The organism is Sulfuricella sp. (assembly GCA_041651995.1).
Taxonomy (GTDB): Bacteria; Pseudomonadota; Gammaproteobacteria; order Burkholderiales; family Sulfuricellaceae; genus Sulfurimicrobium.
The window spans coordinates 127,016-141,010 of the sequence record JBAZID010000002.1; the positions used below are offsets into that span (position 1 = coordinate 127,016).

At 59.9% G+C, this 13,995-nt stretch carries 15 protein-coding genes; 3 read left to right on the plus strand and 12 right to left on the minus strand.

Annotated elements, in window-relative coordinates:
- Positions 1-10: 10 nt before the first annotated feature.
- Both WC392_05310 and WC392_05315 read left to right on the plus strand, forming a co-directional pair.
- Positions 11-928, plus strand: a complete 918-nt coding sequence (locus WC392_05310; GenBank protein MFA5241782.1) for a glycosyltransferase — start codon at positions 11-13, stop codon at positions 926-928.
- Positions 929-2,320, plus strand: coding sequence for an undecaprenyl-phosphate glucose phosphotransferase (locus WC392_05315; GenBank protein ID MFA5241783.1), 1,392 nt, complete (start codon positions 929-931; stop codon positions 2,318-2,320).
- A gap of 50 nt (positions 2,321-2,370) precedes the next feature.
- On the opposite strand, the gene WC392_05320 is transcribed toward WC392_05315, so the two are convergent.
- The 12 genes from WC392_05320 to ilvD all read right to left on the minus strand — a co-directional run bounded on the left by WC392_05320 (position 2,371) and on the right by ilvD (position 13,064).
- Entirely contained in the window at positions 2,371-2,730 is a 360-nt protein-coding gene (locus WC392_05320) for a DNA-binding protein (GenBank protein ID MFA5241784.1), read from the minus strand.
- Positions 2,712-2,999, minus strand: coding sequence for a DUF6516 family protein (locus tag WC392_05325; protein MFA5241785.1), 288 nt, complete (start codon positions 2,997-2,999; stop codon positions 2,712-2,714). The genes WC392_05320 and WC392_05325 overlap by 19 nt, the downstream gene beginning before the upstream one ends.
- 72 nt (positions 3,000-3,071) lie before the next feature.
- Positions 3,072-3,836 carry a hypothetical protein gene (locus WC392_05330; GenBank protein ID MFA5241786.1) on the minus strand — a complete coding sequence of 255 codons (765 nt, stop codon included), beginning with the start codon at positions 3,834-3,836 and terminating at the stop codon, positions 3,072-3,074.
- Between the two features lie 8 nt (positions 3,837-3,844).
- Positions 3,845-4,546 (minus strand): ABC transporter ATP-binding protein, encoded by a 702-nt coding sequence (locus WC392_05335; GenBank protein MFA5241787.1) that lies wholly within the window; start codon positions 4,544-4,546, stop codon positions 3,845-3,847.
- A gap of 2 nt (positions 4,547-4,548) precedes the next feature.
- Positions 4,549-5,313, minus strand: coding sequence for an ABC transporter ATP-binding protein (locus WC392_05340; protein ID MFA5241788.1), 765 nt, complete (start codon positions 5,311-5,313; stop codon positions 4,549-4,551).
- Between the two features lie 3 nt (positions 5,314-5,316).
- Positions 5,317-6,438: an ABC transporter ATP-binding protein gene (locus tag WC392_05345; protein MFA5241789.1), complete on the minus strand. Its 1,122-nt coding sequence runs from the start codon at positions 6,436-6,438 to the stop codon at positions 5,317-5,319.
- Positions 6,439-6,561: 123 nt separating this feature from the next.
- Entirely contained in the window at positions 6,562-7,491 is a 930-nt protein-coding gene (locus WC392_05350) for a branched-chain amino acid ABC transporter permease (protein MFA5241790.1), read from the minus strand.
- A 6-nt stretch (positions 7,492-7,497) separates the two neighbouring features.
- Positions 7,498-8,667: a branched-chain amino acid ABC transporter substrate-binding protein gene (locus WC392_05355; protein ID MFA5241791.1), complete on the minus strand. Its 1,170-nt coding sequence runs from the start codon at positions 8,665-8,667 to the stop codon at positions 7,498-7,500.
- Positions 8,668-8,786: 119 nt separating this feature from the next.
- On the minus strand, positions 8,787-9,116 hold the full coding sequence (locus WC392_05360; protein MFA5241792.1) for a c-type cytochrome: 330 nt from the start codon (positions 9,114-9,116) through the stop codon (positions 8,787-8,789).
- A 170-nt stretch (positions 9,117-9,286) separates the two neighbouring features.
- Positions 9,287-11,062 carry a GspE/PulE family protein gene (locus WC392_05365; GenBank protein MFA5241793.1) on the minus strand — a complete coding sequence of 592 codons (1,776 nt, stop codon included), beginning with the start codon at positions 11,060-11,062 and terminating at the stop codon, positions 9,287-9,289.
- A 5-nt stretch (positions 11,063-11,067) separates the two neighbouring features.
- Positions 11,068-11,211: a hypothetical protein gene (locus WC392_05370; GenBank protein ID MFA5241794.1), complete on the minus strand. Its 144-nt coding sequence runs from the start codon at positions 11,209-11,211 to the stop codon at positions 11,068-11,070.
- On the minus strand, positions 11,211-13,064 hold the full coding sequence (gene ilvD / locus WC392_05375; GenBank protein MFA5241795.1) for a dihydroxy-acid dehydratase: 1,854 nt from the start codon (positions 13,062-13,064) through the stop codon (positions 11,211-11,213). The genes WC392_05370 and ilvD overlap by 1 nt, the downstream gene beginning before the upstream one ends.
- 63 nt (positions 13,065-13,127) lie before the next feature.
- Between ilvD and lgt the strand changes: the two genes are divergently transcribed.
- The gene (gene lgt, locus WC392_05380) at positions 13,128-13,913 is read left to right on the plus strand and encodes a prolipoprotein diacylglyceryl transferase (GenBank protein ID MFA5241796.1); all 786 of its coding nucleotides are present in this window, start codon (positions 13,128-13,130) and stop codon (positions 13,911-13,913) included.
- Positions 13,914-13,995: the final 82 nt, after the last annotated feature.

Genomic DNA, 13,995 nt, shown 5'->3' on the forward strand with positions numbered 1-13,995 from the left:
ACAGATAGAAATGGAAAAACTGGGTTTACTGGTGCCTACTTACAACGCGGGTAAACTATGGCGTCGTTGGCTGGACGCACTTGCTGTCCAGACCTGCAAACCGGAAAGGTGTCTGGTGATCGATTCAAGCTCTGGGGATAATACGGCTGAATGGGCGAAGCAGGCGGGGCTTGATGTGCATGTCATTTCTTCCAGGGAGTTCAGCCACGGGGGCACCCGCCAGCTTGGTGTAAACATGTTGGTGGATGCCGAGATTATCGTTTTACTGACCCAGGATGCGATTCTGGCCGACCCCCGCGCCTTGGCAAACCTGGTGGGGGTTTTCAGGGATAAAAGTATCGGGGCTGCTTATGGCCGCCAACTGCCTCATGCTGATGCAAAAGCCTTGGGTGCACATGCGAGGATTTATAATTACCCCTCGCAGTCTCAGGTCAAAACGCTGGCCGATGCGCCGAGGCTGGGCCTTAAAACGCCTTACATGTCGAATTCATTTGCGGCTTACCGGCGTGAAGCGCTTGAGGCTGCCGGAGGGTTTCCGGGTGATGTCATTCTGGCGGAGGACATGGTGGTTGCTGCGCGCATGCTGATGCGCGGCTGGCATGTTGCATATTGTGCCGAGGCAAAGGTTTATCACTCGCATGATTACAGTATGCTGGCTGAGTTTCGCCGTTATTTTGATACGGGTGTCCTGCATGCGCGCGAAAAGTGGCTGCTGGAAACTTTTGGCAATGCGGAGGGCAGTGGCAAGGGATTTGTTTTGTCTGAGCTGAGTTATCTGGCCAAGAATGCACCTTGGCTGATTCCCATGGCGCTCATGCGGACAGGCGTGAAATATTTGGGTTATCGACTGGGCAGGAATGAGGCGTTTATTCCTGCAGCGGTGAAGCCATTTTTGAGTATGAATCGTGGTTACTGGCGAAAAAGTTAAATGAAAACTGGGGGTATGCTCAAGGGGCATGGAAGTTCTCTTCATCTGGCGATGTATGTGCTGGATTGGAGTTTGATCGTGCTTGCAGCGGTGCTGGGGCACTATTGGTATCTCGGCGACTGGGCTGTACCGCAGAGTTATCAGATACTGATCGGGGTGAGCATTTTATTTGCGGGCCTGATCTTTCCGCAATTTTCGCTTTATAAAATCTGGCGAGGTGTGTCTTTGGCCGAAGAGGCCCGCAGCGTCCTGATCGCCTGGACAACGGTGTTGTTCTGCTTGTTTGGTTTTGCTTTCCTGACTAAAACCGGTGCGGCTTTTTCTCGTGGCTGGATCAGTTACTGGGCGCTTCTGGGTTGGGTGCTTTTATTTGCTGGCCGAATCGGCCTGCGGGTTGGGTTAAGGTCGTTACGACGCTGGGGCTTTAACCAAAGGCAGATTGTCATGGCAGGGGACTATGCGCTCTCTCAGGAAGTCGCGGAGCGCTTGCAGCATTCGCCATGGGCGGGCTTGCAGGTTATTGGGGTGTTTGGGGATCGTCCGGTTTCCCAGGAGAGCAATACGAGCATACCTTTGCTGGGGTTTATCGATGATCTGGAGACGTTTGCCGGTGAGAGGGGTGTGGACCAGGTCTGGATTACCTTGCCTCTCAAGGCTGAGGATACGGTAAAAAGAATCATGTTTCTGTTGCGCCATTCGACGGTGGATATTCGTTGGGTGCCGGATATTTCCAGTTTTCGCCTGATCAACCATTCCATGTCTGAAATCGCCGGCATGCCGGTGTTAAGCCTTTCAAGCAGCCCCATGGTTGGTGTTAGCCGTTTGCTGAAGGCTCTGGAAGACAGATTGCTTTCAGCCCTGATCCTGATTTTGATCAGCCCATTGCTGGTAGTGCTCTCCGTCGGAGTGAAACTGAGTTCTCCCGGCCCGATCTTTTATCGTCAGGAGCGCGTGGGCTGGAATGGCAAGTCATTCATGATGCTCAAGTTCCGCTCCATGCCTGTTGATGTGGAAAAGAATGGTGTTCAATGGGGCGGGGCGAGGAACAAGGAGGCAACGCCATTCGGCGCATTTCTACGAAGGACAAGTCTTGATGAGTTGCCTCAATTCATCAATGTCTTGAAAGGCGATATGTCTATCGTCGGCCCTCGCCCCGAGCGGTCCATGTTCGTGGAGAAATTCAAGGACGAAATCCCCGATTACATGAAAAAACATCTGGTGAAGGCCGGCATCACTGGTTGGGCACAGATTAACGGCTGGCGGGGAGATACGGACCTGTCCAAACGCATCGAGTACGATCTTTACTATATTGAGCACTGGTCGTTGTGGTTTGATTTGCGCATCATTCTGCTGACTGCGTTCAAGGGGTTTGTTAGCAAGAACGCGTATTGAGAGAAGGTTTGCACCCAAGGCCAAGTAACATCTGATCAATGAAAGATGCGTTAAGCCGCATTGCGCAAGTGCATATCCACATGAATGTCGCTGAACGGGCAGATCACCCCCCCGCGATCGGTGCGCTCCACTAGGCCCAGAGCGGCAAGCGCGCGGGCGTCTTCATGGACGCGCTTCACATCCCGCCCAACCCTGCGGGCCAATTCGCGCACCGATAGCGCTCCGGCGCCCTGCAGGGCATTGATCAATACCCAGCGCCGTTCTGTCATGTGTGAGAAAAACGCGGACGGGGAATCAAAATTGAGCGTTTCGCCCTGGTAGGTGCTGGCATGAAAGGCTGTCTTCGCCGCTTGCCGCAATGCCCCCTGCCAGTCCGGCTGTATGGTAATGGTCAGTGTTCTTGCTTCCATCGCTCAACCTCCTCGATAAAATCATCAATCAGCCTGTCAACCGTAGCAAACACATAGGGCAGTTCCACGTCGCCTACATGCTTGTGATCGCCTTTGCCACGTTCGTTATCAAAGCCGACTACGCGGCGACCGCTTTCCACATAGACCAGCCGGTACTTGTATTGGTGCTCTGATGGCGGCACCGGCTCGGGCACGCGCCAGACGACCAATTCAATCCCTGTGCCATCATCGGAAACATTGCGGAATCGGGTAATCAGGTCGGCCTGCATGTTGGCAATAATGCCAACATGCGGATATATTGTCAATCGAAAGGCGGGATGCCGTTTTCACGAAGAAACAACTTACCAGTTGATTTCCCAAGCCGTCTTGTACCCCACCATGCATTCCGCCAGCCCGGCTGGAATCCTCGCCAATTCCGGCCTGACGGGAATGCGCCCCGCCATGATCTCAGCCGCTTGCTGCGGATAGCGCGGCTCCTCGCCCGGCTCGGCGAAGCCTTCCGGGTGGATCGGCTGGTTGGCGGCATCGTATTTGTCCGAAGCGCCCAGGGCGTGAAACAGCTCGTGCGTGATGACCACGTTGTTCTGCGCATTCTGCTTGTTCAATGCAAATGCATGCACCACCCCCACCAGGCCCTTGTGCAAGCCGAGCGAGTGTTGCAGCGGTTTGCCATCCTCGCCCTGGTGATACACCACAAACAGGCGCACCGCGCCGAGGCTGCCCCAGAAGGGGGTGTGCTCGAAAGCGTAGTAGCGCAGCCCGAGGCTCCACAGGATGGCGGAAAAGGGCGAGTGACGGCCTTGCGGAGGAGCGGGCGGCATGGCTGTGATTTCTCCGGCAAGCCGGATGTTCACTGGCGGCAGGTCCTTGCCGCGGTATCGTTCGGACTGGCTGACGATGAAGCGGCCGATTTCCTGAAAATCATCCTGCTTGAGGCCGGCGATGTATGCGTCCACTTCCGCCGTGCCATCGCCGTTCACCGGGTAAATCGTCACATCGAGCGGTCGCAGCCAGTTGCGCACCACCGTGCTTTCCCAGTAAGTCATGCCGGCGGCAGCGGCCAGCAAAGTGAGCAAAAACAGGATGCGGATGGCGCGGAATGACATGTTAGCCGCTATTCCCCCAGGTAGGCATGGCGCACCTGCGGGTCGTTGAGCAGTTTGGCGGATTCGCCGGAGAGGCAGATTGTGCCGTTTTCCATGACATAGGCCCGATGGCTGGTTTCCAGCGCCAGCTTGGCGTTCTGCTCCACCAGCAGGATAGTCACGCCTTCGGCCGAGATGGCGCGAATGGTCTCGAAGATTTTATTGACCATCAGCGGCGCCAGCCCCATGCTCGGCTCGTCGAGCAACAGCAGGCGCGGCCGGCTCATCAGGGCTCGGCCGATGGCGAGCATCTGCTGTTCCCCGCCGGACAGGGTGCCGGCCTGCTGGGCCTTGCGTTCGAACAGGCGCGGGAATAAGTGGTAATTTTTTTCCAGATCGCTGCGGATGGCGGGCTTGTCGGCGCGGCTGTAAGCGCCCATGAAGAGATTCTCCTCCACGCTCAGGCGGCCGAAAATGCCGCGCCCTTCCGGTACCAGCGCGATGCCCTGGCGCACCAGGTCGAATACTGGCGCCTGGGCGATGGACTTGCCCTGATATAAAATTTTTCCGTGCGCGGGCAAGAGCCGCGCCAGCGCCTTGAGGGTCGTGGTTTTTCCTGCGCCATTGGCACCGATCAGGCACACCAGTTCGCCAGCGGCGACTTCAAGATCGATGCCCCTGACCGCCTTGATGCCGCCATAGGATACGCTCAGGCCGCGCACTTCGAGCAGGCTCATGCGATGGCTCCGCCCAGGTAAGCCTCGATCACCCGCGGGTCGCGCTGCACCTCTGCGGGTGTGCCTTCAGCGATTTTTTTGCCATAATCCAGCACCACCACCCTGTCGCACAACCCCATCACCAGCTTCATGTCGTGCTCGATCAATAGCAGGGTCACGCCATCGGCGCGGATGGTTTGCAGCAGTTGTTCCAGCGTCGCGGTTTCGCTCGCGTTCATGCCGGCGGCAGGCTCGTCGAGCGCCAGCAATTTTGGCTCCGTGGCCAGCGCGCGGGCGATTTCCAGACGGCGCTGGTCACCATAAGAAAGGTGTTTCGCCAATGTCTGCGAGTGCCTGGTGATGCCGACATAGGCCAGGAGTTCATGGGCGCGGCGGCGAATACTCGCTTCTTCCCTGCGCGTTCCGGCACTGCGCAGGATGGCGCCGAGCACACCGGCATGGGTGCGTACATGACGGCCCACCATGACATTTTCCAGCGCGCTCATATTGGCGAAAAGGCGGATATTCTGGAAAGTGCGCGCCAGCCCCAGAGCTGTTACCTGGCTGGGTTTCTGGCCATGAATGGGGTGGCCGTCCAGGGTTATCTGGCCGGAGCTCAGGGTGTACAGGCCGGTCAACACGTTGAACAGCGTGGTCTTGCCCGCGCCGTTTGGCCCGATCAGGCCGAAGATCTCACTGTTCCTGATACTGAAGGAAACCTCGCTCAGCGCAGCCAGACCGCCGAAGTGTTTGCTCACATTTTCCGCGCGCAACAGGCTCATGGCTTAGCTTTTTGCGCCATTGAGTGCTTCCTGTCCGCGTTCCAGCACCTCTGCTTCGCTGCTGAATTCGCGCTGGCGCGTCTTTGACGGCCACAGCCCGGCGGGGCGGAAAATCATCACCACGATCAGCGCCAGACCGAAAATCAGCATGCGCAGGTCGGCCGGGTCCACCACCACGCGCCCGAACAGGGCTTCTTCGAGCGGGCCGATATAACGCAGTGCCTCGGGCAGAACGGTGAGCAGGATGGCGCCCAGGATCACGCCCGGAATATGTCCCATGCCGCCCAGCACCACCATGCACAGGATCATGACGGATTCCATCAGGTTGAAGCTTTCCGGGCTGACGAAACCCTGGAAACCGGCGAACAGGCCGCCGGAAATCCCGCCGAAACTTGCGCCCATGGCGAAAGCCAGCAGCTTGATGTTGCGCGTGTTGATCCCCATCGCCTCGGCCGCCACCTCGTCCTCGCGGATCGCCACCCAGGCGCGGCCGATGCGCGAATCCTGCAAGCGCAGCGAGATGAACACGATCAACAGGGCCAGCGCCAGGAACAGGTAGTAATAGGCGTAAATGCCCGGCAGCTGCATGCCGAACAGTTCAAACGACTGGCTGAGGGAAACCCCGCCCGCGCCGATCGGGTCGATCATGCTGATGCCCTGCGGCCCGTTGGTGAGATTCAGCGGCGCGTTGAGATTATTGAGGAAAATGCGGATGATCTCGCCAAACCCCAGGGTCACGATGGCAAGATAGTCGCCACGCAAGCGCAGGGTCGGCGCGCCCAGCAGCATGCCAAACATCCCGGCGACCAGTGCCCCCAGCGGCAGGATAAGCCACACCGGCAGGTGCAGGCCGAAGTGCGGCGAAGCCAGCAGGGCATAAAGATAGGCGCCAACGGCATAGAAGGCGACGTAACCCAGATCGAGCAGGCCGGCATAACCGACCACGATATTCAGCCCCAGCGCCAGCATGATGTAGAGCAGGACAAAATCGAGGATGCGCACCCAGCCGTTACCCAGTCCAGCGCCCACCAGGAAAGGCGCGGCCGCCAGCAGCAGGCCGAGCAGGACAAACGCCAGCATGGCCGCGCGGCGGTCGGATTTGAGCTGCTGCCAGCTACCAGGCATGGCGGAATCCGTCATTTAATCCGTCATTGCGAGGAGCAAAGCGACGAAGCAATCTGTTTTCCGTGGGCTCCACGAAAGGGCGAGATTGCTTCGCTACGCTCGCAATGACAGGCCGGGATGGGTTCATGGCCGCTCCGCCACCCGTTCACCCAGCAAACCCGAAGGCCGGAACACCAGCACCCCGATCAGCACGAAAAACGCGAACACGTCCTGGTAGTGGCTGCCGAGGAAACCGCCGCTGAGGTCGCCGATGTAGCCCGCGGCCATGCTCTCGATCACGCCCAGCAAGAGGCCGCCCAGCATGGCGCCGGCGATGTTGCCGATGCCGCCCAGCACCGCCGCGGTGAAGGCCTTGAGGCCGAGCAGGAAGCCCATGTAATAGTGCGCAATGCCATAGTAGGCGCTCACCATCACCCCGGCGATGGCGGCCAGGGCCGAGCCGAGAATGAAGGTGAAGGAGATCACGGCATTGACGTTCACCCCCATCAGGCCGGCAATTTCCGGCGCCTGGGCGGTGGCGCGCATGGCGCGGCCGATGCGGGTTTTTTGCACCAGCAGCACCAGCCCCGCCATCAGCATCAGCGCCAGCAGGAAGATGAAGATTTGCAGGTCGGTGATGCCCGCGCCGGCAATTTCATGGCGCGTCATCGGCAGGATGGGCGGAAAGGAGATGTACGATCGCCCCCAGATGATCATGGCCACGTTCTGCAACACAATGGATACGCCGATGGCGGTGATCAGCGGCGCCAGGCGCGGCGCGCGGCGCAAGGGCCGATAGGCGATGCGCTCGATGGCGAAACCCAGCACCATGCAAACGCTAATCGCCACCAGCAGTCCGGCGGCGACGATCATGATGCCGGGCAGATCCACCCCGCTGGCGAGCAGCACATTCACCACCGCCAGCGTGACCATGGCGCCAATCATCACCACCTCGCCGTGGGCGAAGTTGATCAGTTCGAGGATGCCATACACCATGGTGTAGCCCAGTGCGATCAGGGCGTAGACACTGCCCAGCACCAGGCCGTTTATGAGTTGCTGAAGGAAGATATCCAAAGCGGGTTACTTGGCTGGCGCGGTGCCGCCCACGGTTTCCAGCACTTCCCACTTGCCGTTTTTCACCTGGTACAGGGTAATCGCGCCATCCTTGATGTCGCCCTTGGCGTCAAAGCTGACCTTGGCCGTCACCCCGTCATGCGTGATGCCGGCCAGTACCGGCAGGTATTTCGCCGGGTCGGCGGAATCGGCCTTCTGCATGGCGGCGATCATGACGCTCACGGCATCGTAGCAATAAGGCGCGTAAAGCTGGATCTGGCCGTACTTGGCGTTGAATTTGTCGCCGAATGCCTTGCCGCCTGGCATCTTGTCCAGCGGCAGGCCGGGCAGCGAGCTGTATGCGCCTTCGGCGTTGCCACCCGCCAGCTTGATGAACTCCGGCGTGCTGCCGCCATCCCCCATGAGGAATTTGCCATTCAGCCCCAGGGTCTTGAACTGCTTGAACATCGGGCCGCCCTGGGCATCCATGCCGCCGAAGAACAACACGTCGGCATTTTTGGCTTTTACCGCCGTCAGAATCGCCATGAAATCCGTGGATCTGTCCGTGGTGTACTGGCGCGTCACAACCTCTGCGCCAGCCGCTTTCGCCGCCGCTTCGAACTGGTCCGCCAGGCCCTGACCATAGGCGGTGCGATCATCGATGATGGCGACTTTCCTTGCCCCGAGCCGGGTCACGGCAAAATCGCCCAGCACCTTGCCCTGCTGGACGTCATTGGGCATCACCCTGAAAGCGGTCCTGAAGCCCTGTTCGGTGTACTTGGGATTGGTCGCGGAAGGGGAAATCTGCACGATACCGGCGTCGGAATAGATTTTCGAGGTGGGAATGGTGGTGCCGGAATTGAGGTGGCCGATGATGCCGTTGACTTTCTCGTCCACCATCTTCTGTGCCACGATGGTGGCGGTTTTGGGGTCGGCCTGGTCGTCCTCGCTGAGGAGTTCGAAGCGGACTTTCCTGCCGCCGATCATCAGGTTTCTGGCATTGGCGTCATCGATCGCCATGCGCGTGCCGTTCTCGTTGTCCTTGCCCAGATGCGCTTGCGGTCCTGTAAGTGGCTGAATCGCGCCGATCTTGACCACTACCTCGCCATCCGCGGCTGGCGCCGCCTCCTTCTTGCCGCAGGCGGCAAGGTTGAGCAGCAAGGTGGAAAGCAGTACAGCGAGCAGGCGCGATTTCAATTTATTTTCCTCTGATTCATGTTTGGCTCACGAAGCCGCCTATTCTATCGAACTCAGCGCCCTAAAAAAACAAAAAGCCAACCCGGGGGTTGGCTTTTGGCGATGCATGGTGCGCCAGCTTAGTACTTGCGGGTCAGAATCCAGTCCACCAGGGCCTTGATATCCGCTTCCTTGACCGCGGCGTTCGGCGGCATCGGGATTTCGCCCCATACGCCCTTGCCGCCAGCCTTCACCTTGGCTGCCAGTTTGGCTGAGGCGGCCTTGTCACCCTTGTACTTGGCGGCAACATCCTTGTAGGCCGGGCCGACAATCTTCTTGTCCACGCCGTGGCAGCTCATGCACGCGCTTTTCTGCGCCAGCGCCATCATTGCCGCTTCATCGGCCGCATTGGCGTAACCGGAAACCAGTACAGCTGCTGCTGCAGCCATTCCCAACCAGGTAGCTTTCATAATCGACTCCTCAAAAAAACAAAAAATTATGGTAAATAATAAATTTGCAACAAAACCACAAAATCTGGAGCTGGCTATCTTAAACTAACCTGCTGCCATTGCAAGAATTTTTGCACACGCAAGCTGACAGAAACCTGAACAAAAACAGATTCCGGAAAAAACTTTGCCGGCTACTGCCCCGGCGGCGGCGTAACGCGCAGCACCTCGTCCATGGTGGTCACGCCCGCAGCCACCTTCTGCGCACCGCTGATGCGCAGCGGCCGCATGCCTTCCTTGTAGGCCTGCTCCCGGATCAGGGCGATATCGGCAGAGCTGGCAACGAGTTTCTTCAGCGCCGGCGATAGAAGCATGATTTCATAAATGCCGGAGCGCCCCAGGTAGCCGGTCATGCGGCATTCCAGGCAGCCTTTTGGTGCATTGATGCTGGCGGGTGGCGAGGCTTTCCAGGGCGCCACCATGGCGTTCCAGGCATCCTCGTCGATACCGGTTTTTTCCTTGCAGTGCGGGCACAGGGTGCGCACCAGCCGCTGGCCGAGCACCCCCAGCAGGGTGGAGTTGAGCAGATAGCCGGGCACGCCGAGATCGAGCATGCGGGTAATCGCCGAGGGCGCATCGTTGGTATGCAGGGTGGAGAGCACGAGGTGGCCGGTCAGCGCCGCCTGGATCGCCATTTCCGCCGTTTCCAGATCGCGGATCTCGCCTACCATGATGATGTCCGGGTCCTGCCGCATCAGGGTGCGGACGCCGCTGGCGAAATCCAGGCCGATGTTGTGCTGCACCTGCATCTGGTTGAACTGCGGCATGACCATCTCGATCGGGTCTTCAACCGTGCACACGTTGACCTCGGGCTGGGCCAGGGTGCGCAGTGTGGAGTACAGCGTGGTGGTCTTGCCCGAGCCGGTCGGCCCGGTGACCAGCACGATGCCGTTAGGCTGCGACACCATCTGGTTCCAGCGCTGTTCTTCCTGCTCGCCAAAGCCAAGATCCTTGAAGTCCTGCACGATCACGTCGGGGTTGAAAATCCGCATCACCAGTTTCTCGCCAAAGGCGGTGGGCATGGTGGAAAGCCGCAGCTCGATTTCCTGCCCGTCGGGAGTGCGGGTCTTGATGCGGCCATCCTGCGGGCGCCGCTTCTCGACGATGTCCATGCGCCCCAGGCCCTTGATGCGGCTGGTGATGGCAATCACCACTGGGGAAGGTATCTGGTACACATGATGCATCACGCCGTCGATACGGAAGCGCACATTGCCCGAATCGCGCCGCGGCTCAAGGTGAATATCCGATGCGCGCTGCTCGAACGCGTACTGGAACAGCCAGTCCACGATCTGCACCACGTGCTGGTCGTTGGCATCGAGATGGCCGGTACGCGACAGTTCGACCAGTTGCTCGAAATTGGCGATCCCGGACTGGCCCGCGCCTTCATGCGTTTTCAGCGCCCCTTTCATGGAGCGCGCCAGATTGTAGAATTCCGGCAGGTAACGCTTGATCTGCTCCGGGGTCGCGATCACGCGGCGAATCTCACAGCGCAGGATCTGCGCGATTTCCTTTTCCCATTCGCGCTCGAAAGGCTCGGCAGTCGCCACCACCACTTCGCGTGGGCTGGAAGCGATCGGCAGGACCATGAAGCGCGTGGCATAGGCATGCGACATGACCTTGGCCACGGCGGACACATCCACCTTGAGCGGGTCGATATGCTGGCAGGGCAAGCCCACTTTCCCCGCCAGCCACTGGGTCAGCTCATCAAGGTCAAGGCTCTGAAAAGGCGGGCGCGGATTTTTCCATTTCTGGCTTGCCACCACCACCAGCGGGTGCAGCTTGACGCCGCCCTGGTTGCGTGCCGGGAAATTGATCTTGTCGGCATTTGCCTGTGGCACCAGGCCGTCCGCAACCAGCTCGGCGAGAACTTCGTCGAGAGCAAGCTTGTGCTCGTGAGTGGACAAGGCCATGCGGCTTAACGCTTCAACTGTGAAACGTCTCGCACCGCGCCTTTGGCAGCCGAGGTGGTCATGAAGGCGTGCATCTGCGAAGGGCAGAGCAGGATTCCGCCGCCGCAGGCGGGGGATGCGACCCCGAAGCAGAATGCAGTACGCTGCATCACCGTTTCACCAGTTGCGACACATCCCGCACTGCGCCTTTGGCAGCCGAGGTGGTCATGGCAGCGTACGCTTGCAGTGCCTGGGACACCAGGCGTGCGCGCTTGGCAGGCTGCCAGGCCTTTGCGCCTTTTTCTTCCATCAGCGCGCGGCGGTGCGAGAGCTCTTCCCACGACACCATCAGGTTGATGCCGCGATTCGGGATATCGATCTCGATCGTGTCACCCTCTTCCACCAGGCCGATGGCGCCGCCCTCGGCCGCTTCCGGCGAAACGTGGCCGATACTCAAGCCCGAAGTGCCGCCGGAGAAACGTCCATCGGTGAGCAGAGCACAGGCCTTGCCCAGCCCCTGGGATTTGAGGTAACTGGTCGGGTACAGCATTTCCTGCATGCCGGGACCGCCGCGCGGCCCTTCATAACGGATCACCACCACGTCGCCGGCCACGATCTGGCCGGCGAGAATGGCCGCCACGGAATCTTCCTGGCTTTCGAAAATACGTGCCCGGCCAGTGAACTTGAGGATGCTCGCGTCCACCCCGGCGGTTTTGACGATGCAGCCATCCTCGGCAATGTTGCCATACAGCACCGCCAGCCCACCGTCCTGGGAATAGGCGTGGGCCAGGTCGCGGATGCAGCCGTTTTCCCGGTCGAGATCCAGCTCCGCGAAGCGCTTGTCCTGGCTGAATGCCACCGTGGTCGGCACCCCGCCGGGTGCGGCGCGGTAAAAGGTCTTCACTTTCTCGTCCGTGGTGCGGAGCACGTCCCAGTGCGCCAGCGCCTGTCCCATGGATGGGCTGTGGATGGTCGGCAGGTCGCGATGCAGCAGCCCGGCACGGTCCAGTTCGCCGAGAATCGCCATGATGCCGCCGGCGCGGTGCACGTCTTCCATGTGGTAGGTCTGGATGCTGGGGGCCACCTTGGAGAGATGCGGCACCTTGCGCGACATACGGTCGATGTCCTTCATGGTGAAATCCACGCCCGCCTCATGCGCCGCGGCCAGAAGGTGCAGCACAGTATTGGTCGAGCCGCCCATGGCGATATCCAGCGCCACGGCGTTCTCGAAGGCTTCGAAAGTCGCGATGGAACGCGGCAGCACCGACATGTCGTCGCGCTCGTAATGGCTCTTGGCGATAGCCACGATCAGCCGCCCGGCTTCGAGGAACAGGCGCTTGCGGTCGGCGTGCGTCGCCACCAGCGAACCGTTGCCGGGCAAGCCCAGGCCCAGCGATTCCACCAGGCAGTTCATGGAATTGGCGGTAAACATGCCGGAGCAGGAACCGCAGGTCGGGCAGGCGGAACGCTCGATAGCGGCTACGTCCTCGTCTGACTCCTTCGAATCGGCCGCGAACACCATGGCATCCACCAGATCGAGTGCCAGGGTTTTGCCGTGAATCACCGCCTTGCCGGCTTCCATCGGTCCGCCGGAAACAAAAATCGTGGGGATATTGAGACGCAGGGCCGCCATCAGCATGCCCGGGGTGATCTTGTCGCAGTTGGAAATGCACACCAGCGCATCGGCGCAGTGGGCATTCACCATGTATTCGACGCTGTCGGCGATCAGTTCGCGCGAAGGCAGGCTGTAGAGCATGCCGCCGTGGCCCATGGCAATGCCGTCGTCCACCGCGATGGTGTTGAATTCCTTGGCCACGCCACCGGCAGCCTCGATCTCGCGCGCCACCAGCTGGCCCATGTCCTTGAGGTGCACGTGCCCCGGCACGAACTGGGTAAAGGAATTGGCAATGGCAATGATGGGCTTGCCGAAATCGCCATCGGTCATGCCGGTAGCGCGCCACAAGGCGCGGGCGCCGGCCATGTTGCGGCCATGGGTGGTGGTGCGGGAACGGTATTGCGGCATCGCGGGACTCCAGATAAAAACACGTATAATTCCCGCATTCTAACCGAATTAGTCCGGCCCTCAATGCTCATCCACCCCCAGTTTGACCCCGTTGCTCTCCATCTCGGCCCCCTTGCCATTCACTGGTATGGCTTGATGTATCTCACCGCCTTCGCCTTGTTTCTCGGCCTCGGCCGCCATCGCATGCGCGCCCGTCCGGATCTGGGCTGGAGCAAACGCGAACTCGATGACCTGCTGTTCTATGGCGTACTAGGGGTGGTACTGGGTGGACGGCTGGGCTATATCGTGTTTTACAAGGCTGCCTACTACCTGCAGCATCCGCTGGAAATTTTTGCCGTATGGCAGGGCGGGATGTCCTTCCACGGCGGCTTTCTCGGCGTGCTGGTAGCGATGTGGCTGTTTGCGCGCAAGAGCGGCAAATCCTGGCTGGCCGTGACCGACTTCATCGCGCCGCTGGTGCCGCTGGGACTGGGCGCGGGGCGCGTTGGAAATTTCATCAATGGTGAATTGTGGGGGCGCCCCACCGATGCCGGCTGGGGCATGATCTTTCCCCAGGCAGGTGATGGCATTGCGCGCCACCCTTCGCAGCTGTATCAATTCGCGCTTGAAGGGCTGGCACTGTTCGCCCTGCTGTGGTGGTTTTCCGCCAAACCGCGCCCGGCCGGGGCGGTTTCCGGTTTGTTCCTGACCGGCTATGGCAGTTTCCGTTTCCTGGCGGAGTTCGCCCGCGAACCGGACAATTTTCTTGGCCTCCTCAGCCTTGGACTCTCCATGGGCCAGTGGCTTTCGCTACCCATGATTCTTGCCGGAATCGCCATGCTGCGCTGGGCCTATCGGCCCCGGTCATAACCCGGGAACATCCCGGGGGCACGGCAAACCCTCATTAATTTCAATTTTGCCGTGTCTGGGTTACCCTAAGAGGCACCCAGCA

Coding starts and splice junctions, on each gene's coding strand:
- WC392_05310 (MFA5241782.1), top strand. CDS start 11: ATGGAAAAACTGGGTTTACTGGTGCCTACTTACAACGCGGGTAAACTA.
- WC392_05315 (MFA5241783.1), top strand. CDS start 929: ATGAAAACTGGGGGTATGCTCAAGGGGCATGGAAGTTCTCTTCATCTG.
- WC392_05320 (MFA5241784.1), bottom strand. CDS start 2,730: ATGGAAGCAAGAACACTGACCATTACCATACAGCCGGACTGGCAGGGG.
- WC392_05325 (MFA5241785.1), bottom strand. CDS start 2,999: ATGCAGGCCGACCTGATTACCCGATTCCGCAATGTTTCCGATGATGGC.
- WC392_05330 (MFA5241786.1), bottom strand. CDS start 3,836: ATGTCATTCCGCGCCATCCGCATCCTGTTTTTGCTCACTTTGCTGGCC.
- WC392_05340 (MFA5241788.1), bottom strand. CDS start 5,313: ATGAGCCTGTTGCGCGCGGAAAATGTGAGCAAACACTTCGGCGGTCTG.
- WC392_05345 (MFA5241789.1), bottom strand. CDS start 6,438: ATGCCTGGTAGCTGGCAGCAGCTCAAATCCGACCGCCGCGCGGCCATG.
- WC392_05360 (MFA5241792.1), bottom strand. CDS start 9,116: ATGAAAGCTACCTGGTTGGGAATGGCTGCAGCAGCAGCTGTACTGGTT.
- WC392_05365 (MFA5241793.1), bottom strand. CDS start 11,062: ATGGCCTTGTCCACTCACGAGCACAAGCTTGCTCTCGACGAAGTTCTC.
- WC392_05370 (MFA5241794.1), bottom strand. CDS start 11,211: ATGCAGCGTACTGCATTCTGCTTCGGGGTCGCATCCCCCGCCTGCGGC.
- ilvD (MFA5241795.1), bottom strand. CDS start 13,064: ATGCCGCAATACCGTTCCCGCACCACCACCCATGGCCGCAACATGGCC.
- lgt (MFA5241796.1), top strand. CDS start 13,128: ATGCTCATCCACCCCCAGTTTGACCCCGTTGCTCTCCATCTCGGCCCC.